Annotated in this window: 22 protein-coding genes; 10 read left to right on the top strand and 12 right to left on the bottom strand. The window is 59.1% G+C overall.

Annotation, left to right across the window (positions count from 1 at the left end; all coding sequences use genetic code 11):
* The first annotated feature begins 2470 nt into the window (after positions 1-2470).
* Both ACSVIE_RS14730 and ACSVIE_RS14725 read left to right on the top strand, forming a co-directional pair.
* Positions 2471-2704, top strand: a complete 234-nt coding sequence (locus ACSVIE_RS14730) for a hypothetical protein (RefSeq protein ID WP_235521491.1) — start codon at positions 2471-2473, stop codon at positions 2702-2704.
* Between the two features lie 392 nt (positions 2705-3096).
* Positions 3097-4746 carry a MarR family transcriptional regulator gene (locus ACSVIE_RS14725; RefSeq protein WP_442424326.1) on the top strand — a complete coding sequence of 550 codons (1650 nt, stop codon included), beginning with the start codon at positions 3097-3099 and terminating at the stop codon, positions 4744-4746.
* A gap of 174 nt (positions 4747-4920) precedes the next feature.
* Here ACSVIE_RS14725 and ACSVIE_RS14720 read toward each other — a convergent pair whose 3' ends face one another.
* The 5 genes from ACSVIE_RS14720 to ACSVIE_RS14700 all read right to left on the bottom strand — a co-directional run bounded on the left by ACSVIE_RS14720 (position 4921) and on the right by ACSVIE_RS14700 (position 9218).
* Entirely contained in the window at positions 4921-5592 is a 672-nt protein-coding gene (locus ACSVIE_RS14720) for a hypothetical protein (protein ID WP_442424325.1), read from the bottom strand.
* Positions 5592-6533: a ParA family protein gene (locus ACSVIE_RS14715; RefSeq protein ID WP_442424324.1), complete on the bottom strand. Its 942-nt coding sequence runs from the start codon at positions 6531-6533 to the stop codon at positions 5592-5594. The genes ACSVIE_RS14720 and ACSVIE_RS14715 overlap by 1 nt, the downstream gene beginning before the upstream one ends.
* Positions 6534-8264: 1731 nt before the next feature.
* Positions 8265-8354: a hypothetical protein gene (locus tag ACSVIE_RS14710; RefSeq protein WP_442424323.1), complete on the bottom strand. Its 90-nt coding sequence runs from the start codon at positions 8352-8354 to the stop codon at positions 8265-8267.
* Positions 8342-8848: a recombinase family protein gene (locus ACSVIE_RS14705; protein WP_442424322.1), complete on the bottom strand. Its 507-nt coding sequence runs from the start codon at positions 8846-8848 to the stop codon at positions 8342-8344. Before ACSVIE_RS14705 ends, ACSVIE_RS14710 begins: the two co-directional genes overlap by 13 nt.
* Positions 8849-9011: 163 nt before the next feature.
* The gene (locus ACSVIE_RS14700) at positions 9012-9218 is read right to left on the bottom strand and encodes a hypothetical protein (protein ID WP_442424321.1); all 207 of its coding nucleotides are present in this window, start codon (positions 9216-9218) and stop codon (positions 9012-9014) included.
* Between the two features lie 1712 nt (positions 9219-10930).
* Here ACSVIE_RS14700 and ACSVIE_RS14695 point away from each other — a divergent pair.
* From ACSVIE_RS14695 to ACSVIE_RS14685, 3 genes are all read left to right on the top strand, one after another.
* The gene (locus ACSVIE_RS14695; RefSeq protein WP_442424320.1) at positions 10931-11311 is read left to right on the top strand and encodes a DUF7793 family protein; all 381 of its coding nucleotides are present in this window, start codon (positions 10931-10933) and stop codon (positions 11309-11311) included.
* 266 nt (positions 11312-11577) lie between these two features.
* Complete coding sequence (locus tag ACSVIE_RS14690; RefSeq protein ID WP_442424319.1) at positions 11578-12522, top strand: hypothetical protein; 945 nt, start codon at positions 11578-11580, stop codon at positions 12520-12522.
* A gap of 79 nt (positions 12523-12601) precedes the next feature.
* On the top strand, positions 12602-12871 hold the full coding sequence (locus ACSVIE_RS14685) for a hypothetical protein (protein ID WP_442424318.1): 270 nt from the start codon (positions 12602-12604) through the stop codon (positions 12869-12871).
* Between the two features lie 640 nt (positions 12872-13511).
* On the opposite strand, the gene ACSVIE_RS14680 is transcribed toward ACSVIE_RS14685, so the two are convergent.
* Positions 13512-14816: a hypothetical protein gene (locus ACSVIE_RS14680; RefSeq protein WP_442424317.1), complete on the bottom strand. Its 1305-nt coding sequence runs from the start codon at positions 14814-14816 to the stop codon at positions 13512-13514.
* A 316-nt stretch (positions 14817-15132) separates the two neighbouring features.
* Complete coding sequence (locus ACSVIE_RS14675) at positions 15133-15651, bottom strand: hypothetical protein (RefSeq protein WP_442424316.1); 519 nt, start codon at positions 15649-15651, stop codon at positions 15133-15135.
* A gap of 283 nt (positions 15652-15934) precedes the next feature.
* Between ACSVIE_RS14675 and ACSVIE_RS14670 the strand changes: the two genes are divergently transcribed.
* The 5 genes from ACSVIE_RS14670 to ACSVIE_RS14650 all read left to right on the top strand — a co-directional run bounded on the left by ACSVIE_RS14670 (position 15935) and on the right by ACSVIE_RS14650 (position 18530).
* Positions 15935-16405 (top strand): hypothetical protein, encoded by a 471-nt coding sequence (locus ACSVIE_RS14670; protein ID WP_442424315.1) that lies wholly within the window; start codon positions 15935-15937, stop codon positions 16403-16405.
* A gap of 114 nt (positions 16406-16519) precedes the next feature.
* Positions 16520-17050, top strand: a complete 531-nt coding sequence (locus ACSVIE_RS14665; protein WP_442424314.1) for a hypothetical protein — start codon at positions 16520-16522, stop codon at positions 17048-17050.
* Between the two features lie 58 nt (positions 17051-17108).
* Positions 17109-17813 carry an SOS response-associated peptidase gene (locus ACSVIE_RS14660; RefSeq protein ID WP_442424313.1) on the top strand — a complete coding sequence of 235 codons (705 nt, stop codon included), beginning with the start codon at positions 17109-17111 and terminating at the stop codon, positions 17811-17813.
* Between the two features lie 61 nt (positions 17814-17874).
* On the top strand, positions 17875-18084 hold the full coding sequence (locus ACSVIE_RS14655) for a hypothetical protein (protein WP_442424312.1): 210 nt from the start codon (positions 17875-17877) through the stop codon (positions 18082-18084).
* 188 nt (positions 18085-18272) lie between these two features.
* Positions 18273-18530 carry a DUF2188 domain-containing protein gene (locus ACSVIE_RS14650; protein ID WP_442424311.1) on the top strand — a complete coding sequence of 86 codons (258 nt, stop codon included), beginning with the start codon at positions 18273-18275 and terminating at the stop codon, positions 18528-18530.
* A 24-nt stretch (positions 18531-18554) separates the two neighbouring features.
* On the opposite strand, the gene ACSVIE_RS14645 is transcribed toward ACSVIE_RS14650, so the two are convergent.
* The 5 genes from ACSVIE_RS14645 to ACSVIE_RS14625 are packed head-to-tail and all read right to left on the bottom strand — an operon-like array spanning position 18555 to position 21178.
* Positions 18555-18692: a hypothetical protein gene (locus ACSVIE_RS14645; RefSeq protein WP_442424310.1), complete on the bottom strand. Its 138-nt coding sequence runs from the start codon at positions 18690-18692 to the stop codon at positions 18555-18557.
* A 15-nt stretch (positions 18693-18707) separates the two neighbouring features.
* Positions 18708-19109 carry a hypothetical protein gene (locus tag ACSVIE_RS14640; RefSeq protein ID WP_442424309.1) on the bottom strand — a complete coding sequence of 134 codons (402 nt, stop codon included), beginning with the start codon at positions 19107-19109 and terminating at the stop codon, positions 18708-18710.
* Complete coding sequence (locus ACSVIE_RS14635) at positions 19109-19423, bottom strand: hypothetical protein (RefSeq protein WP_442424308.1); 315 nt, start codon at positions 19421-19423, stop codon at positions 19109-19111. Before ACSVIE_RS14635 ends, ACSVIE_RS14640 begins: the two co-directional genes overlap by 1 nt.
* 32 nt (positions 19424-19455) lie before the next feature.
* Positions 19456-20754 (bottom strand): Y-family DNA polymerase, encoded by a 1299-nt coding sequence (locus ACSVIE_RS14630; protein ID WP_442424307.1) that lies wholly within the window; start codon positions 20752-20754, stop codon positions 19456-19458.
* On the bottom strand, positions 20747-21178 hold the full coding sequence (locus ACSVIE_RS14625; RefSeq protein WP_442424306.1) for a LexA family protein: 432 nt from the start codon (positions 21176-21178) through the stop codon (positions 20747-20749). The genes ACSVIE_RS14630 and ACSVIE_RS14625 overlap by 8 nt, the downstream gene beginning before the upstream one ends.
* Positions 21179-21250: the final 72 nt, after the last annotated feature.

Here is a 21250-nt window from a genome sequence, read left to right as displayed (position 1 = left end):
GACGGTCACTGCCGTGACCGTGAACGTGGATTGCCCAGCGTGCATTGCCGGGATTTACTATCCACGCTGGGGCCGGGCCCAAGGAGGTGGTGACCACATCATCAATATAAGGATGCTCGGGAGACGAAGTGGTGATACCGCTCCACAGGCATCGTGACTCTGAAGATAAAGCTGTGGGCCGGTGAATGAGTCGCCGGCTTACTTCACGCTTCGTCTCGTACAAGATTTCGCCGACAACGGCCGGCTCTTCCCCGCCAAGAATGTGAAGTCCAAACGTTCCGGGTGCCGTTGTTCGACGACTTGAACGCAGTACGACTCTATCCTCTGTGACCATGAGTGGAACAATGTCGTATTTTCGGCTGAACGTTGGCGCGAATGCCCGCCTCGACGCCCACCGCATGAGCCACGTCCCAATCGCGGATGTGATGCACGCAGTTGTAAACAGCACGAAGGTTGTGGTCAGTTTTGACGCCAAGCCAAGCCCTCTAGAAATTCTGTGGCTTCTGACAAGCTAGTCATCCCCTGAGTGCCAATCCGTTTTTTAGCGTCTGGGTCTCTGACCAAGGAGTCTTGGATCTCCACCACCATACGATGCAGCTCACGTCCTTGCCTTAGGTCCTGCTTGGGCACAACGTGAAGGTCCAAGGTGACTTGCGAGTTGCCTACCACAGCTTTGGCCCAGACAGGCCGCAAGTCTTTGAGCACCTTGCTTGTTCGGGCACTAACCAAAATCGACAAAACTCTCCGACCTACCGGAGGGATCGCCAAACCCATACAGAGCAACGCGAACGTCGTAAAGTTCAGCATTGCGTATACACCACCCAGCTGACTCATGACTTCCAACTGACCCATAACGTGCAAGGCGTCTAATACTAGGACCTGAAGTACGAGGAGAACGGCGGACGTACACCCCAGCCCTACGAGCGCGAACGCAATGGCATAGACACCTGTGCTCCAAGACTTGCGAAATCTCAGGCAGGTCCAGCCTGCCGTGGCCATTACCGAACCGATGTACGCGTATTGGATAGCTGAATACAGCGCCGCAGCAGGTTGAGACCCAAAGTCCCGCATAAAGCTGGTTGAGGTGACCGGCGCCTCAATGCAGATGAAGAAGAAGAACGTCAGAGTGGTAGCCACCACGACCCCCGACTTCCCAAGAACCCGCGGCGAAGAACGGTCTGCCGTAAGCGGGCTCGCGGCCCTATGGATCGCGCGAGCCAAGAAGTAGACGCCAACCAGGAGCAGGAGATTGGCGCCTAAATCGGTGTAGTTTCGTTGTCCCAAAAAATGGTCTGTGAAGACATAGGCGGAGTTGATGTTCAGGACAAGTGAGATGGAGATGAGCCCAGACGCCCAGAGCATACTCGTGTCCTTCCCTGGCCGCCGAGTCGCCATCACAATTAGGGTCAAGGTCACCATCAGGCACGCTGTAAGTAGTTCCATCAGCCGAAGACCTCTTCAAAGGCTCCAGGCTCGCCCGGGGCTTCTCGCAACGCTTCAGCCATAAGGTCCGCCAGGTATTCGGCGGTTGCTTCCTCAACAGTTCCGAACTCGGTCCGCATAAGCGCTCTCTGTACAAGTTCGGGAGACAGGCTTTGCAGCCCCTTGTCGAGGAGAACTCCAGCCCCAGGATGGGCGTCATGCCCCAAAATCATGTGCGCAAGCTCGTGGAGAACGAACTGTCGCCGTTGCAGTTCCCATGGTGTAGGAGGGTAGAAGACCCATTCGAAATGCCTGCCCGGCAACCAGAGCCCACATATGGAAGTTCCCACAAGTTGCTCTGTAGCCCGGACACGAATCTGTCGGCCGCGCATTGCCTCGACAGAACTAATGAGAGCATCAAGACTGAGTCTGGAAGGCAGATGCAAGCTGGTAAAAGCACGTGATGCATCCCGGAACGCCCTTTTAGATGAACTGACCGACAGAACGGGCATCACATGCGCCAAGGGTGACTCCTCTACTAACTTGAGTTCAGCTAGACCAAGCTGAAACATGTTTCAAACATGTTGCGCTCATCCCGACTTTCCCTATGCTAGCCGGGAGAAAGCGGGCCAACCATATCAAGGAGCGTCGGCAAGCGCTTGTCACAGCATGAAAGGGGGGGCGTACCGTGGAAGTGTTCGACTCCATCGAGGCGAGGAGCCTTACCCCGCCGGGATCCACTTCGGGAACCTGTGCTCGCTGGCAGACGGCGACGGTATCGCCGGCTCCCTTGCTAGCCGGGGGCGTGCGCCGCGCGTCTCGCCTGCAGTCGACGCGTAGCAGGAATTGCCTCCTTTGGACGCGAGGGGACGGTGCGCGACACGCGCATCTGTTTTCTGTAAACAAATCCGCCGATCACGGCCCGGGCGGTGCTAGGTTCAAGTCAGTCGATAGCTGTAAACAGAAACTCCGCATCTGTCGGCTGCATGTGGCACCAACGATGAACCAGTTACAACCCATGGTTGTGCGAGATTCAAAGGACCTGACAATGAGCGCAGTAATCAATCGTGGAGGCGGTAGACCCAGTAAAGGGCTCCGCAAATACATTGGCTTCCGCACCCCGGCCAAGACTGCGGAGGACGTTCACAAGATCGCTGCCGCAAAAGGCATGACTGTCACCGACTATGTTGCTTCTGCAGTCGACCGATCTCTGCGCGAAGACCTGGCACTGCTGGATCAGTTCAACCAGCAGGAGGAGTTGCCGATTCGTATGGCCTCGTAAAACAAGGAAGGCCCGCACGAAGCGGGCCTTCAAAGCTGTAGATTCACGATCCGGAAAGCTTGCCGGCGAACAGATCGTAAATCGAAATATAAAGACCTTGGACAGGTCTCCCTTTTTGTTGTAACAACCGATCTTGCAGGATCGGTCCCTACGTATTCCCTGGCAGGAACAAAATCATCGTACATCAGCACGCTCGCGTGCTGCCAGCACTCATACCCGCTGGCGTGTCTCGCGACTCCTCCCCCGGCTCGGACGCCGCTCAGGCGTGGGCGGCACTTGCGCCTCTTCTCGCAGGTCAACCCCGCGTCAGACTGTCACGTGACGGCGGAAAAACGTATCCTCAAAAGCACGAACGCAGCCTGACTGAGACGCTCCCCACATTTCCAGCCGCCGTGAAAATCTTCGGCAAGGACGGCACTTGTGCGGCAATCTTCTTAGACTTTGACTCCTCAGTCGCTGGCATTGATTCGGTCGACGTCGACGTGCGCGCACTTCAGACCTGGCTACACAACTGTGGTGCTCGCTGGATCGAAGATCGATCCCCGAATGGCGGCCGTCACATCTATGTTCCGCTTAGTAAGCGTGTTCCCTTTTCTGAAGCAAGAGATTTCGTTGAGGCCCTCGGTACCCGCTATCGGACTTTGGACAAGACTCCGCACCAGAACCTGATGCACGGTTGCATGAGGACGCCGGGGTCACCCCACAAACGCGGCGGTTACCAGGAATTGGCCATGAGTTTGAGTATGGCTTACGACGTTGCACGCCGCCCGAACAGCCAGAGTGTTTGGGAGACCATGCGCTCGGAGCTAGAGCACGAGATCACCGGAATCCGGGCCCTGAGGCTGACTCAATCGCTTCCGTCTTCAGACCAAGGGGTTGAGGACTCCATACCGACCACCCGGATGTCTCGTCTCATGCAGCAGATGGCGCAGTCCGGCCTCTACGATGCGAACCGTTACTCCTCGGACTCCGAAGCACGTCAGGCAATCCTGACAGCAGCCGCAGCTGCCGGCTTGAAACTCGTAGATGTGGAACGGAGGATTCTCCAAGGCGCTTGGCCAGGGCTCGCATCGTTCTACGCACGCTACTCCGCACGCCACCGACTGCCGGCGCTAAAACGCGACTGGACCAACGCCGTCGGCTACATCCAAAAAAAGCAGGCCTCCAAAACAGCGAATGACAATGCCCATAAATCCCCCACAAGCCAGCCAAATACACAGCCCCTGCTACCTAATGCTCTAGCCTCTGATCCCAGCTCAGAACATCGCTACATCCGGACTTGGAGAAGTGCACTTGCACTTAGGGAGCACAGCTATACAGCTTCCCGAAATGGCTTGGCCAGAAGGATGGTCTTGCGTGCACTAGGGGAAGCTGCTCATATGACGGCATCTCGCTTCATTGAGTTTGGAGATCGTTCCCTCGCAGTTGCAACGGGACTCGATCACACAACTGTCGGTTCTCACCTGAGGGCGTTGCGCGCTGAGGCGGACCCCCTAGTTACGTTGGTAGAACGTGGCAGAGGGACAAAGGGCGATCTGTATATGTTGTCGATCCCCCAAGACCTGCAAGCGGCCGCTGAAGATTTGTCATGGCGGAAAGGGAAGCTTCACGCTTTGCGGCCCGTTTTCAGGGAATTAGGCCTACCTGCCGCCTTTATTTATGAAGCTCTAGAACGTATCGCTGGAGGTCTCACCACGGCGGAAATCGTAACTTTGACCAGGTTGTCGCGAACGGCAGTGAGTGAGGCCTTGGACCTCATGGCTGCGTGGAACATGGTGTCTCGTGATTCCGGACGTTCATGGTCAGTAGTGTCCACGACATCCTTGAGAGAGCTTGCGGAGTCTTTCGGGGTCCTGGAGGCTGTGGCTGCTCAGCTTCACCGATACCAAATAGAACGAACGATTTGGCGAGAATGGCTCTCGAAAAACGTCAATACGCTCGCTGAACTACTCTCCCCTACCGACGACTACCCGTGGGAAGAGTACGAGGGACCACCAGACGAATGGTCCCTCGTAAATATGGCCTTCTCACCTGCGTCCTGAGTGGGCGATGGGGTACCAATTCATAGCAGACCACTGGTCCTAGGTTTCGTATCTACCATATGTAGTGCCATAAGGCATGCCATAAGTACTGTTGGTAGCTACGCCATGATTGGTGGGAGTAGATGTCGGCTCGTCATGACGGTGTGGCATCTACTCCCAGCCGAGGTGCAAAGGCTATTCCGCGAGATACAGCCTGTAGGCAGCTGATACCAGAGCACTGCGTGATGGCGCGTTAAACTCAATGACCTTGTCATCAAGCCAAGAAACTTGGTGGCCGTCTAGGCGGACTTGAATTTGGATGCCCGCTTCTCCCCTTCGACGAGGGGTTCGGCGTGGCATCCCAGAAGCAGAAGGGACACTCTCGGCCATAAATTCTTGAGCGAGAGTTTCGGCAGGTAGCGCGTCAAAGGCATCCAGGAGCAGGTCTGCGTATGTTGTTCGCTCGACGTGGATTCTTTCTTTGACCGTGAGTAGCAGATCTGGTGCCAAATACACCCCCACGTTGCGAAGGGCACCAGGAACGGAATCGGAGGCTTTGGCCTTCGGGCCCTTGACCTGTTTCTGTCGTTGCTGGGCGTCGATTGGCCGTGGTTCAGCTGGAGACTTGGCTCGCTTGGTGCTGTCCATGACAGCGATAGGGGTTTCGTCAGGGGCGACAGCAGAAGTCGTTGTCTCCTCGGCCCGATCCCGGACAACAGACATAGGCGGTCGCCCCTGCGTCTCGGACTCGACCTGCTCGACGTTTTCAGCTCTCCTGCGCTTAGGGGCCAAAAGCCCTTCCAACTTCGCGCCACGGGGAGAGACGGGGGCAAATGCCTCTGAAAGATTCGGACGGTCGTTGCTCATCAGATTTGTTCGCTTTCGATGGAGTTGAGTCGAGCGAGAATTTCCCCTGTCAGTTGCTCAAACTCTTCGGCTAGCCCGCCGGCATTGCGGGAGAAGAAGCCGTCGGCTGGCTTCTCGCCGGCACGAAGTGCCTTCAGTCGCTTCTTTTGTGCGTCGGTCACTGCCCCTTCCAGTTCGTGGAAGAGTAAGCCTTTGCGGCGTGCATCCGCACTTGCGCTTTCGAGGTTTCGAATCCGTGTCTCGAAGACCGGTGCAACCTCCCCCAGCATCTCCGACAATGTTTCACGGACACTGCGTTCGAGACGCATGGACCTTGGGCCCACACCGAAGAGTACGACTCCAGCCAGCTGCAGGGAGGGGTTGCGATCCCGGACTGCCATAAACCTTCGTGCAATACGTTCGACACCGTCAATGCTGGCGTCATCAGATTTTGTAGGTATCACCACCGCGCTTGAGATGGCAAAGGCTCCTTCGACAAGTGTCCTCTCCCCCGGCGGAGTGTCGATAAGAATCAGGTCGTAGTCATCTGCAAGAGGCGCGAGCACGGAGTACAGCATGTCGCCGAAGTCGGCAGCGTCTGAACGACTGGACCTGGACACCATGAGGCCTTGTATGTCCTCCAAGTCCTGCCCGCCCGGGATAACGTCGAGGTTCTCTCTGACGTTACGGAGAACCAGAGGAGTCGTGCCAGCAATTAGTGCTTGGAACAGTTCACGTCCTGTCTGGCGTTCGAAACCTAGGTCCCTCGCAAGGTCTCCCTGGGGATCAAGATCAACCAAAAGGACACGCGAGCCAGCGAGTGCGACATAGCCACCGACGTTGGCAGCTGTGGTGGTCTTACCCACTCCCCCCTTGCCGTTGGCGAACGAGATCACACGATCTATTGCTCGTGCCTGGTTCACCTGCGGGCTACCGGTGGTTTGCAGCGACGTCCGTGCCATTGGTTCTGACTCCCCTACTGGTTTTGCTTTCAGTTGTTCAGCTTATGGGGTCCCTCGCAAGAGATGCCATTACGACACGGGTTGTTCTTCAAGTTTGATCCAAAGTAGTTGTCCCTATGTGTCCTGTGGTTACACGGCATACGGTGATGCTTGCTAGTCAGTGGATTACTAGCGCAATTGAACTCTTAGCCCTAATTCTGGCTCGGTCTCAGCCATGGCATATTGCATGTTGTGCAACGATGCCTATGGCTCGTATCGACGTTGACAATCATGTTGTGCAATCAAGTAAGAGGCAAATGGGATGGAAAGCCTGTCTGCTTACGGGCTCTATTGCTCTATGGGTAGTTGGGCAAGAAGCTAGGTCTCCAGTTGGGATTCATGTTGCTGTGCGTGTATGGCGTCCAATATGTCTTATGGCGTGTCTTATGGCATGAGTTCGGGCGATGTCTCTAGCCTTGTGAACCATAGAGGTGAATGCCACCCACACGTATCAGGTCAAACGCTACTCCTGTGCCCGCCATCGGGCATGCGCCGACTGGCGGGTGATGCCTAAGGCTGAGGCCACAGACGTCCACGACAGTCCCACGGATCGTCCCCGGGCTACGGCGTTCGAAAGACTCGCCTCCGCGGCAGCAAGCCTACGTCGTGCGCTTTGAAGGTCATTGATCGCTATGGCTTGACGGGCATGCAACAGCCACTCTTCGTGCATCTCCGCTTCAGCTGAGACAGGGGGAGTGGCGAACCCGAGAAAAGGCACAAATGCTGTTCTGCCACTCAGTCGCGCTTCAGAACGTGCCTTAACCCTGGACCAGTGGGACCCTTCCCATCCGCATAAGCAAACACTGCGCCAGCCAATAACATCGTCGTCACTTACGACCTCGTGATCACGCCGAACCGTATCTCGTGGATACATCCCGCTGACTCCTTGAACTAGGACGCCCAGTCCACCTATGTCATAGGACAGTCGGCCATCCGGGACGACGCTGCAGACGCGTCCGACATGGCTTTCGCTCCCAATATTCCACTGCACATGCACTCCTGCCTACTGCCCCAGCTGTCAGGTTATCCTGACCTCGTCCGATGCCCGTTCTACATTCCAGCCGAGCGCTGCTGCCTCAAACAGCCGGCAGCCGTCCTGCCTCACCCAAGACGGTGAAAGGTCAGCGAACCGCCCCAAGTTGAGTGATCCCCGAACGGTTTTCTATACGTGCCCCGGAAACGTTAGGGTGACGCCACGCTCTAAGTCGGAAAGTGACATCGGCACGCTTCGCGGGCAGACCATGCAGCGGCACTACTTTGTGACGGAGGCCGCCAGATAGTCTGGCGGCCTCCGCTCCCGTTTACGGGATGTTGTGCCAGAACAGGCGGGCGACATCAACGACTAGTCGGATGATGTTGACCACCAGGTTCCAGGCGCCCCATGGTTCTTCACGTTTCCGCTTGCATTCCATGCCGGCACCTCCTCCCGGAGGAACAGGGCACGGCGCGCACGTGTTTGTAGGCCACAACAGCGTTGCGCCTAACGTGCGCGGGGCCATAGACTCAAAGTGTGGCGTTCGAGGTTCTATGGCCCTCTTACCGCACCAATGAGCGCACCGCTCAGAACGAAGACCCGAGGCCTAAGTCGGGTCTTCAGTTCGTTAACGGCACAGCAGGCTGTTGCCTGATGGCTCAAGCCTATCGGTCCTCGGCCTCTGCCCGGCATGATGAACCAGGTCTTTGCGGGCTGGTTCACCCGCCCGTGTTGCCGGGGGAGCGAGGCGGCAGGTGCCGATACAGGGTGGTTCGCGCCAAGCCGGTCTTGGTGACTATTTCGCGCATGGGCGCGCCTTTATCACGAAGCATGAGTGCGTGCTCAAGTTTGGGGCGTCAACCACGGAGGGCCGTCCCGTGCGACGGCCGTTAGCGGTCGCCACGGCGCGGGCGTGGGCAGCCCGTTCAGCTGCGTAGGTGCGTTCCATCTCCGCGAAGAGCGCCAGCATGACGACGGCCAGCTGCGCCATGGGGCTCTCCGAGTCTGAGGTATCGATTCGCAGCGGATCGGCCAGCGTCCGGACACCTACGCCGCGCTCTTTTAGCTCGTGCATCAGGTTCAGGGTGTCTCTGACAGTGCGGCCCAGACGGTCCAATGTATGGACCACGATTACATCTCCCGCCCTGGCGTGGTCGAATGCCGCGTGGAGGCCTGGTCTGTCCCTGGTGGCTCCTGACCTTTTATCGGCAAAGACCTTGGTGATGCCGGCGGCTGCCAGGGCATCGAGCTGCCGGCTCAGATCCTGTTTGGCGGTTGAGACGCGCGCGTATCCGATATCCATGCGTGCACCGTACCGAAAGTTGCTCCCGTGACGCTCGCTCACGTCGTGTGTTTTGGCATAACATCCGATACGCAAAGATTTCCGTGCGTTGAACGGATCCTACCTAGGGGAGTGTGTCCCAGCTTTGTCGTGTTCCACTTCTAAGGAAGTGGGACACGGGTGGCTATTGCTTGCTGTGAGGGCGGGCGGTGTCGGAGTGCCGGGCTTGATACTCCAGCCATCGAAACAGGCGTCCGGGGATCGATCGGAGCCAGCGACGGAACGCGAGGAAAAGCTCGATAACGCCTGCTACGACCAGAGGGCCGACAATGTTGGCGCCGAGCGGGGTTTGGATCCAGTGAATGAAGTTGTTCAAAAGGGTGGTGTCCATGACCTCTGTGTAGAGGTGCGGGACTTTGCACTTATAGGGAGATGATCATTGCGGTCGAATCAAGCAGGGGCTGAGCGGTTGAGGGCGCAATCCTTAAGCGCAAGCGAAGCTGTATGTATCGGCGGGACCTGGAGAACGGTCGACGATCTCCTTCGTAGTGGCTTTGGTAGCGCTGATTACCGCTGACCCAGCATGTTGTGATGCCATTGACCAGACCGACAGGGAAGGAAACGGATCATGATTTCCGACCGCAAGCGGCACAATGAAGCCGTCTACGCAGAGCATCAAGCGGCAGTAGCAGCCGGAGAAAAGCGCGTACTGCGCAACACCAGCACCGGAGAATTGCACAGCTACCCGGCAGACGAAATCGGCTTTACGCCAGGCGCAGGGCAAGCCCAGGTCAGTACGTGGTGGGGATGGCGATCGTCGCGGCCGGTGCCTCACTACTGTGCATATTTTCGATAGTGCTGCTGCTCGCTCCGCTAACGCAGGGCCAAGGTCCGATGTGGGCCGCGCTGGTCTTGACTGCCCTGGGAGGTGGCATCACTTTCTACGCGGCGTCGATGTCCCGCCAGGAATACCGGGCTATGCGGCTGCGTAAGTTGCGAGGCTCACCCAAGCCAAGTCCATCAGGCCGCGCAGACATTTAGGGAGTCGTCCCCCTTTTAAGGTTGTGGGATGGTCGTGGTGTCGGAAGCTACCGTGGAGGGCGGCTTTGAGTAGAGGACATGAATGCTGCTCCGGACGGGCGGGTTTTAGAGACGGCGTGGTTCGTAAGGAACGCGTGGACCAACGGGCAGCGCGGCCCCGCGGTGAAGCAAGGGCTGCGCTGTCGCGTTCGGCTCTTAGTGGCTACCCGTAACGTCCTGCCATGGAAGCTTATGTCCATTGCAGAGTTGGCTCGGAGTTTCGCCCGCAGCCGCAAGATCGGCTTTCAGCCCTTGCCGCACGAGCTGGCCATAAGACTGGACACGGCCTCCTTCAGGTGGGGCTGCGTCAGGTGTGTCATTCTGCCCGGAGTATGAGCAGATCGAGTTGGCATTGTCGGGGCCTCTCTCGATTTGTCCCGCAGCGAAAGCTGGTGTTGCTGACAACGCCGTCAGAGCACCTACACAAAGTGCCGCGGAGAGGATTCTGATTCGCATTTGTTTTACCTCGCTTAGTTAGACATGGCGCGAGCTCCCCAGCCAGCCGTGCGCAGGTTGAAATAACATAGCGCAACTGAGCCACCGTCAGTAAGGGGGATTTCGAGTCGTCTGCTCACGTCGCGGCAGGGTTTGCCTTGGTTTGCCTGGCAGCCGGCAGTGCAGCCGCCCGCGGGCAGGACCGCTGAATTTCAGGCAGGCGAAAGGCCGGACAGGCTTCTGGTTACCGCTATCCGGCCTTGCCGGCAGGTCGATGCAAACACCGGCAATTTGGGGGGTATTGCCGTCTGCCATGAACCCGCTGAATTAATTTAAACCCTGAGTGGGATCAAACGCACGAGTAGCCGGTACTCATCTTTTGCCCGGACCCGGCACCAGCACCTACATGGTTCGCCGTGAACTCAGCCATCTCTTTTACGCGCGTGCTGCTGTCGCAACGTTGCGACAGCAGCAAACAGCTCCGCATCGAGCGGAACCTGAGGAACCTGCCGGACGCCGCACCGCTGAGGCTCCTTCGCAATCGCTGTCTTGCGGCTAGGCTTGCTTCACTCGAGCTAGGGGACCTGAATGGAACCGATCACTGTTGACGGCGGCAAGGGAACGGTTGAGCTCGATGCCATGGGCTTCTACCATCTGGTGTGGAAACCGGGGACTGAGTTGAACGCTGATGATGTCCACGCGGCAATAACAAGTATCGATGGGCTTGCCGAAGGCGCCGAATACCCGATGTTGGTTGACATCACCCATACCCGGTCGGTCAGTCGGGAAGCCAAGTCCGTTTTCAGCACCCGGTGTGCTGCTTCGCGCATTGCTCTGCTTGGTTCAAACCCGGTCAATCGCGTCATCGCGAACTTTGCCATGTCACGCCGTGTGCTTCCTTGCCCCACCCGCTTCTTCGCATCCCGTGACGAAGCGATGCACTGGCTTCTGGAGACTCCCGCTGCCTGAACAGCAATGCTGAGAGAGCACCGCGTGGAAACGCTCAGGGATTCCGCGGCACGTTTTGAAGACACCAGGAACTGGCGTCCCCTCATCGCCCGGAGCGCCTAATCCTGCCCGGGGCAAAGGACGCCAACGGCTCCTAAGCTTTCTCTTAACCAACTCATTTCGTCAAACTGCTCCGGATCGTCTCACCCCTGGCTGTTCCACTTCCAAGGAAACGGGACACCTTAGCGTGTTGGTCCAATCCCGGTGATGCCCGGTAAGTTTTGGAGATGCCTACCGAATTATCCGAAACTGCTGCGCGTCTGGGAATCGACCTTGGGACTGAACAGACGAAGGATCGACTCCTGTCGGCAATCGATAGCGAACTCAAAGACCTGCAAGTGCCCCAGCCCACCACAGCGCAACACGAACGCCAAGTTGCACTCATGAAGGCACGTGCTGAGCTTAAAGAGTCGGCCAGCGCCCAGGCCTATCCGTCTACGGATCTGGTTCCCCTATCGCTTGTCAGCCAGCTGGTGGAGGCCATTCAAACAAGCGCGGCAAAGGAGCCCAGGGCAACGGAATCACGGCAGGATCCAACCCTCACCATGAGAACGAATGTCAAAGCCGCAGCAACACAGGCATCGGCTGATTTCACCAAGGCTCGTTCGTGGCCGTTCGCGGGAGCAGGTGCGCTAATACTCTCCGCCTATGGTCTAAGGACGTACTTCAACGTCGGCGATCTGCAGCTCCCCTCAGAATTTTTCTATCCGTTCTTGATCGCCGCCACGTTGGCTATCGTTATTGGCTTTGGTTTGTCCACAGTGGCCCAGCGGCAAGCCACCCTCCTCCTTCGCAGGCTCTACGATCCCGACGTTCAGGAGGAGGCGCTAAACCGACTGAGTGAAGAATCGTATGACTTCTTCGGCAGCCACTCGGAGAGGGAATTTTCTTCCGAAAACCGTCATGGAAGATCACCGCGGGCTGTGGATGACGGGCATGGTGTAATCATCAATCGGCCCATGTACCGGGACGCTCTACAGGACACGGCTCATGGTGGAAGTTCGATCCTGTTACGTGTTTTGTCCACGGTAGACCTAGAGGCAGCGGTTGATGACGCGGCGGGTTTGGCTTTGGACCGGCTTAGCGATCTGAAGATTGTAGAGCCCGTCATATACCAGCGCCGTCAAGCGTTTCGCATTGTTCCAGAGAGCGGCCTGTTTGTGTCAACTTGATTGGGGACCACCAGGACGGACATAGTCACCCATTCTGTCCCTGGGCGTTGGTGTCTTATCCGGATGGTAAGAATGGGTCATGTTTCAGAAGCCCCCGAATGTTCCCTTGGAAAACTTCACCGGTACTACACAGGACTTGGCTCAGGCGGTTATGGCGAGCAAGTATCTGACTTTGGAGCTTCACATTGCCAGCATCGTCTACGGTGCCCTGTGGGCAACCAAGCTGCGCGGCGGGGGCTATCGTCGGTACACGGCCACCAGTTGGATCTTGGTAGCGGGTCCGGTTGTTGTTGCCTTATCTGCAGTGGCCTTGGTAGCGCTGATTACCGCTGACCCCAGCATGTTGTGATGCCATTGACCAGACCGACAGGGGAGGAAAACGGATCTTGATTTCCGATCGCAGGCGGCACAATGAAGCCGTCGTTGCAGCGCATCAGGCGGCAGTGGCAGCCGGGGAAAAGCGCGTACTGCGCAACACCAGCACCGGAGAATTGCACAGTTACCGGGCAGATGAAATCGGCTTTACGCCAGGCGCAGGGCAAGCCCAGGTCAGTACGTGGTGGGGGATGGCGATCGTCGCGGCCGGTGCTGCACTACTGTGCATATTTTCGATAGTGCTGCTGCTCGCTCCGCTGGCGCAGGGCCATGGTCCGATGTGGGCCGCGCTGGTCTTGACTGCCCTGGGAGGTGGCGTTACTTTCTACGCGGCGTCGATGTCCCGCCGGGAATACCGGGCTATGCGGCTGCGTAAGTTGCGAGGCTCACCCAGGCCAAGTCCATCAGGCCGGGCAGACATTTAGGGAGATCTGCGATATTGCCCGGTCTCCGCCCCGGGCAATATCCCAATCTCGGCCGTCTCCTTGCTAAGAAAGGGGGAAGGGGAGTGGGGGCGGAACATTCCTGGTTGCTTCGTATCTAACGTCGCGTGCCCTGCTGCCGCCGATATAGGAGAGGCCACCCCTAGGTGGCCCCTTCCCATCTCCATTCGTCTATTTGCAGAGTACGTCGGGCCAGCCGTCCATGACGACGTTCCAAGTGGCGCCCCCGTAGAGCCGGGAGGATAGGCACCCTTTGTCGCTCTTCCAGCTGGTTCCGGCGGAAGCCATTCCCATATTTCCGAATTTCATGTACAACGAGACCGGGGCGTTGAGTTCGGCGATTGCATTCCCTGACTCGGGGAACGTCCCGAGCTTCTGCGGGAGGGTGGTGCCCTTCAGTGATTGGGAAGCATCCGGCGCAAGGGTTGTGCCTTCGACCGAACCAAGTTCGACGGCGCAATATGACGGCTTTTGCCAGTCGGCGCCTGTAACTGAGATGCCGTTATAGCCATCGCAAGCGGCGGATTCCAGCGGGTAGACGGCCATGACGCCGGCCCCGGGCGTTTTGGTCTGGCGCCCGGTTGTGGTGTTGGTGACTGATCCCGAGACGGTGGAGCTGGAGATTCCGTGAAGCTTACCTGGGGGTGCATCTTTGACGTCCTTGGTGAACGGTTCAAGCTTTCCCTGCACCTTCAACTGCGCGGTGTATCCGTCGTCGTTGGTCACGACGGCGGTTGTCGAGAATGCAGCGGCAAGCCCCAGTGTAAGTGTCTTCGTCGGGTCGCTGCCGGCGCTCGTGGTGGAACCAGGAACGGATGCGCGAGCCATGGCCTGGGCCTTGTCAGCCTTCAGGGCAAAATCGATCTTCGCCTGAGCACCTTGCGTGTACGCGGGAAGGACGGTCTGTTCCCACCCGAAATGGTCGTTATCTCCGCTTACCTGCGCCACGGTGCTCTTCGTCCAGCCACTGAACGTGTCTGGAAGGTCGAAGTTGTTACCCGTCGTGTCGGTGGTCGTTTGATTGTTTATGGGATCGGTCCCCTTCAGGGGTGTTCCTCCTGCCGACTTCGCCCAGTTGGTGATGTCTGCGGTAGTTAACTTGCCCTGGCGGTTGACGTTGAAGTACCACACCATGACGCGCTGGTACTTCTCGCTGGAATTATTTGAAGTTCCTGGCGGGCTATACAGATACGCGCAGCCGCCCGCAGGCAGAGGAGTCTTCAGCTCAGAGTCGAGGAGTTTTGCATCGATGCTGGCCGTGAACCAATTCGGGTCGTCCACCCATGCCTGGCCCAGCTCCTTTTCTGGTGGGCAGCCATCAGGGACCGGAAGCACTGTCGGTGTCGCGGAAGGTGACGAGACTGCCGCCGGTGTGGCTGAAGACGAATCTGGTGATTGTCCGCATCCGGCCGTCAACGCGGCCATTGCCACGATTGCCAGCGCGGCTGAAGAGGAGCGGAAGATGCTCTTCGGCATAAAGTTCCGTTCTGTGATGCTGCTGAAGGCCAGATTCCCACTAGTCCCCCGGTCAGCGAATGGGCGTTTCCACTTGGTTTGACTCGAGGGCCCAGACCGTAGCCTGTGCTGGTTTCTGTCCCCCAATCGGCATCGTAAGCCACGTCAATGGCCCGGATAGGACTGCGTCAACATATTTCTCTCTATGTATGGCTGGACGGGGCAATGCCAACGAAACCTGAACTTGGGAGGGTCGAGGAAGGCTGCCCCATATCCCTAAGAGCGGCCGCTGAATTCCTGGGTGGAAATCGGCCCTGACGTATAGGGCAGCGAGGGCTTACTTCGCCTCGTTTAGAACCAAGCGCAGCCCGTGGTCCGGGTGATATGTCCACGATGCAGAGATCTTGTTCCAGGTTGATCTTTGCATACCGTCCAAAGCGCGCGTCGCATCAATCTCGCTCAACACGCTGTCCGGCACCGACACGGCGGTGAGAACGCACGCCATTTGCTTAGCGGAAAGGCCGGTTACTTTGGTGATATTTACCCAGTTGGGATCCTCTGGCTCGCCCTTCAACGTTATCGTGTGACCATCATCGCCGAGGATGGCAAAGGCACTGTAGGTACTGCGGTCCAGCTGACACGAGTGGTATGCCTGTTGGATTCTGGGCTCACCAGAAGCGCTGGATGTTACAGCCGACGTCTGGATCGCCGATGCGCCGGACGCACCGCTGCAGCCAGCCACTGCCAGCACTAATAAGGGGAGCGGCACAGTCCAGCCCCATGTCGAAAGGCTCCTATCCCCTCGGCGGTGGATTGGCTGGATACGGCCAAGCCGACGTGAGCGGATTGAGGCCATGATTACCTCCAAGGATCTAGACGGACCGGGCCGCTCGAGTAACGACGCCCGCGTGGGCCCATGATTTAGCTCTTTGCTCAGATTTAGTCACTTGAAAGGATCAAGATTCCATCAATTCCAGATTTTGCTTCGAAACACCGGAAGCGAAGCCAAGGTCCTGGCAGAGCTGAATTGCATGATTGGGCGAGGGAGAGGTTAATTTCCTCTTGCTGCGCATAATTTTGGATGCGCTCCTTACCGGACGCGACCTCAGATCGTTGCGGCGTAGCTGTATCGTCGGTGTGTGCCAGCAGGATCCAACCCACTACCCTCCGGGCCAGTCGCAGCAGCCAAGCTGATCGTGGCCTACGACCGCGCCCACGGTGTTCTTCCTACAGTCGCAGGAGTCCCCGGCAGTGAAGAGGCCGAGCTGTACCGTGCCCTGGCAAGGATCCGCCTCCTTCACCGCCAGGGAAGACTCGAACCCAAAGCAGCAGAGATCCTCGAGAAGAAGATTCCAGGCTGGGCGGACGGCCACGCCTACAACAGCGAACGCTTGTGGCGGCAACGCCGGGACGAACTCATTCGCTGGATGACGAAGGCCAAACGCCCGCCGCATTACGCCTCCGGGGACGAGACCGAACGTGCCCTGGCGGCGTGGATCTCTGCCTACCGAAAGCACGCCCGGCACGGACGGCACCCCGACCGGATCCAGGAACTCGATACCAAAGTCCCGGGATGGAGCGAATCCCCGGAATGGACACCAAGCACGTGACGCCCACAATCCCTGCTCCGCCAGGAATCCCAGACTGCACCAAGTCTTCTGGTACATGTCACTGCTCCCATGCAGACTGTGTGTCAGGGAACCCTGACAGGAAGGCGCAAGGCTATGGGCTGGACCTCCAACGACTACCAACACGAGGGCTGGGTCGCCGCGGTCGCACCCGATGGCCGCCTCGCTTCAGGTTCAACCGCGGACGGGATGCTTGTCCACGGGATCACCGGACGGTACAAGGTAGCGGGAGATTTTGTTGCTCCGGATCAGGAAATTGTTCCGGACGACCTGATCATGAGTTGGCGCGGTGCCTGCACCTGCGGGTGGCAGGGAGAGCTGTGGCAGAGAGTGCTCACTCCCGCAGAGGCCGACGTCAGCTCCCGCAAAGAGTATTGCCCTTTAGGAGACGCAGCTTATGTTTCCGGACCTGTGGAGGATGCCGTTCAGGACGAATGGATGATCCACATCGCACCGTCCGAAGCGCTCCTGGGTGTTGAAGCGGCCGCCAGAGAACACCGGCAGGCATTGCACCGCCTGGATAAAACCGTCGCGGCCGCCAAAGCTGCCGGGGCTTCCTGGGCAGACATTGGCCGTGCCGCAGGGATCAGCCGCCAATCCGCACACGAACGCTGGGCCGATAAATAGCGGACGCCCTGGACTGAACGGTGGTTTCGGGCGGTGGTTTTGTGGGAAGAATAGGCACATGTGCGGCAGATACGTGATGTCCAAAGCAACGAGTGATCTCCTGAGCCACTTCGACGCAAAGGAAGTCGAAGGCAGCCCGCCGGGGCCCAGCTGGAACGTCGCCCCGACACAGAACGTCCCGATCGTGGCCGAACGCCTGGACGAAGGCACCATTGACCGGCGCCTGCTCATCGCCCGGTGGGGACTGATCCCGTCCTGGGCAAGGGATGCCAAGATCGGCTCGAAGCTCATCAACGCCCGGAGCGAATCAATCCTGGAAAAACCGTCGTTCCGGTCCGCTGCGGTCAAGCGCAGGGCCATCGTCCCGGCCGAGGGATACTACGAATGGCAGAAAACCGAGGACGGGAAGAAGATCCCGAACTACCTCTACTCTCCAAATGAGTCGCTGCTGGGGTTCGCCGGCCTCTACGAATTCTGGCCCGACCCCGACCTGCCAGAGGACGACCCCGAACGGTGGCTCCTGTCCTGCACCGTACTCACGACTACTACGCAGGACGCCTTGGGGCATGTCCATGACCGGTCCCCGGTCATCATCCCGAAAGACCGGTTCGCCGAATGGCTCGACCCGGACCTGACCGACAAAGCCGACGTCCAACACCTGCTGGACTCGCTGCCCGAACCAACACTCACGCCCCGGATTGTCAGCACCCGCGTCAACAGTGTCCGCAACAACGGCCCCGAACTGATCGAGCCGGCCGAGTGAATCATCCCGCCCGCGGACACGGCTTGGAGCAGGACCGTCCGATTGGGAAGATCGTTCGCTGATGGAGACTCTTATTGTCGTGGGTGCCGTCCTGGCAGTGCCGGCAGCAGTGAGCATTCTCGTGGTCTGGAGGATCTTCCGTCCTGTGAGGAAGGAAAGATTGCCTGCGCACAGGGGAAGTTTCCAGTCCCAGCGGGGCAGGGTCTACAGGAAGAACGGCACATACCGTAATGCATCGCCCAGCGACGGCGGCAGTGGCAGCGGGTACTAGCTCCGCAGCCCTCCACCGTGCACGCAACGACGGCCTCAAGCCTGGAAATGGTGTGTGATGGCGCCGCCTCCAAAAAACTTTCACTTTTCCCGTCACGATTGCCAACAAACGGGCACGTACCAAGGGGCAGTGCGTCCATTGGCCGTTAGGCTGACGCAAATCAGTTCGTACCGTAGGAGAGGATCGAAATGACCAAAGGCAATGACAACGACCGGTACGTAGTTCCCAACAACGACCGCGGTGGTTGGGACGTCAAGAAAGAAGACGCCAAACGGGTCTCTGCTCACGAACCCACGAAAAAGGCCGCTGAGAAGCGGGCCAAAGAAATCGTTGAAAACACGGGGCGCGGGCACGGCGAAGTCCGCATCCAGAACAAAAATGGAACATTCATCGACAGCGACTCGGGATCCAAGAACGAGTCACCCGCCAAGGACACCAAACACTAGCCACGGCCAGGCGCCGCACGGCTGCTAGCTCGTGCGGATGGCGATGGCCTTGGAGCCTTCCGGGATCAGTGCTTCGGCTGCTGCTTTGGCTTCCTCGTACGTCGGTCCTTCGGCTTCGACTTGGCTCAGTTCGCCGTTGCCGGCTTCTACGGTCAGGGTCACTTTCACACCCATAGCCTAGGCCGCCAGGTCCGCGCGGACCCGGCCCAACGCCGCCCGCAGCGGGGCAGGGTCCGAGATGTTCCGCAGGTCCACCGGGCGGCGCCCGCCCAGGGTGGGGGAGGGGACCATCATCCACAGCGCGAAGTAGTTGTGGGGGATCCGCAACTCCAACGCCCGTTCGAACAGGCCCGTCACGACAGGGTTCAGGGACAGGTCGGCCCGGAACTGATACCCAGGACAGAAGGTCCCTTCGTCGTCGATGAAGACACGGACCAGCTGCCGCATGGCAGGTTCTGGGTTCTCGTGAACGGCCGAGAGGCGTTCCCGGACCTGTTCCAGGCCGGGCAGGCCGAATTCGTCACGGGTCCGGTCCCAGAGCTGGTCCGGGATGGGGGAGCGGTACAGCTTGGCTGCCACTAGCTGATGGATTCGATCTGCCACTGAGTGGCCATGGGTTCCCGCCGCAGCGTGAACGTGCGCAGCTCCGCACCGGCGGACGGGAGCGCGGCCTGGACCTGCCAGTGTTCGACACTGACGAGATCGCCTGTTCCGACGGCGGCGCGGTTGCGGGTTTCCCACCATGCGTCCCGGGTGTACCAGTGCGCGGTGTGTACGTCGGGGTCGACCATCCAGATCCGGCCGTCGTGCCGGATCGCCAAGGGTGTCCCGTTGGGGCTGAACCGGACTGCGACGTTCTGGCGGGTTTGTGGTTTTTCGGGGGCAAGAGTCATGGGTGGACTCTCCTTTCTTGCTTTGGCGCCGGTCAGGCGGCTTTGACGAGGGGGAGTTCGTCCCAGTGGGTGGTGTACCTGGGGGAGAGCATGTCGCGTTTCATGGTCCAGTCCGGGCCGCCTTTGATCCCGGCATGGCCCAGGCCGATGGATCCGCGGCCGTACCGTTTGGTTACGTCTTCGAGCAGGATCCCGATGCCGCGTTCTTCGTGCGGGTTCTCGAACAGCTCCAAGGGTTTCTGGTTTCCGGACGGGCGCAGGTCGGTGACCATGATCCCGGCCCGGACGTACTTCACGCCCTCGAACACTTGGGGGAGCAGGGCGTGGGCGGCTTTGGTCAGGATCACCGGGTCCGCTGTGGGCATCGGCAGCGCCAGGCAGACCGAGGGGAAGGATTTTTCGTTCGGGTTGAAGTGCGAGGTCGCCGCGAACGCGGTCAACACCTTCGCTTGGAGGTCGTGTTTGGCCAGGCGGGCACTGGCCATTTGCGCGTATACGCTCATGACCTGCCGCAACCCCGCCGTCGTCGTGATCGGTGTCGAGAACGAGCGGGAGAAGATCAGCTGGTCCCGGCCTATTCGTTCCTCTTCCATCGGGATGCAAGGGGTGCCTTGGAGTTCCAGGACGGTGCGCATCGTGACGATGGAGAACTTGTCCCGGATCGCGACCGGGTTGGCCCGGGTAAGGTCGGCGATGGTGAAGATTCCCATCGCGTTCAGCCGCGTGGTCAACCTTGTGGCCACACCCCAGATTTCAATCACCGACAGCCGGGACAGCAGCGCTTCGCGCTGGGCTGCCGGGACTGATTCCCACCGGCACACCCCGCCGAAGGCGGGGTTGTTCTTCGCCCACTTGTTGCACAGCTTCGCCAGCGTCTTCGTCGGTGCGATACCGACGCAGACCGGCACGCCGACGTTCCGCCGGCACGCGGCCCTTATTTCCCTGCCCAGCGCCAGCAGCTCGTCCGGTTCGCCCTTGACCCCGAGGAAGGCCTCGTCGATGGAGTAGACCTCCAACCAGGCCGAGTAGCGGCCCAGCAGCTCCATCACCCGGGCGCTGATGTCGCCGTAGAGTTCGTAGTTGCTTGAGAGGGCCACCAGACCCCATTCCTTCGCCCGGGGCCGGAGCTTGAACCATGGCTCGCCCATGGCAATGCCCAGGCGTTTGGCTTCCGGAGACCGGGTGACCGCGCAGCCGTCATTGTTGGAGAGCACAATGAGCGGCTTTCCCTCCAGGGCCGGGTTGAAGGCGCGTTCGGCCGAGGCGTAGAAGCAGTTCACGTCCACGTGCGCGATCTCCTGCATCCGGCGCATCACCGCGGGCTTAGACATGATGCAGGCACCTCGTGGCCACGCCCCAGATCGTCAGATCCGACAAGGCCGGAACCCTAATATCCGGGAAACGCGGGTTGTCGGCCTGCAGGACCACCCCTGTGGCTGTGATCCTCAGCCGTTTGATCGTCAGTTCCCCGTCCAGGACGGCAACGACGACCGACCCGTCCTTCGGTTCCAGGGCCCGGTTCACCACGAGCTCGTCGCCGTCGCTGATCCCGGCCTGCTCCATGGATTGGCCGGTCACCCGGACGATGAACGTGCTGGTCACGTCCTTGACCAGGTGGGCGTTGAGGTCGATCCGGCCGTCGAAGTAGTCCTGCGCGGGCGAGGGATAGCCGGCGGCCACCGCTATCGGTGCCACCAGCACCGTCACCGCAGAGAGTCCCGCATTTATCACACGGGGGCCAACTATCACGCCCACAACACACCTTTATTCGAAACTTTGTTCGAAAAATAACTGTACTCCACAGGGCCGACAAGATAAGCCGCACCA

The organism is Paenarthrobacter sp. NCHU4564 (assembly GCF_052156435.1).
Taxonomy (GTDB): domain Bacteria; phylum Actinomycetota; class Actinomycetes; order Actinomycetales; family Micrococcaceae; genus Arthrobacter.
Note: the sequence above shows the minus strand (reverse complement) of the source record. Positions and strands in the feature narration are given on the sequence as shown.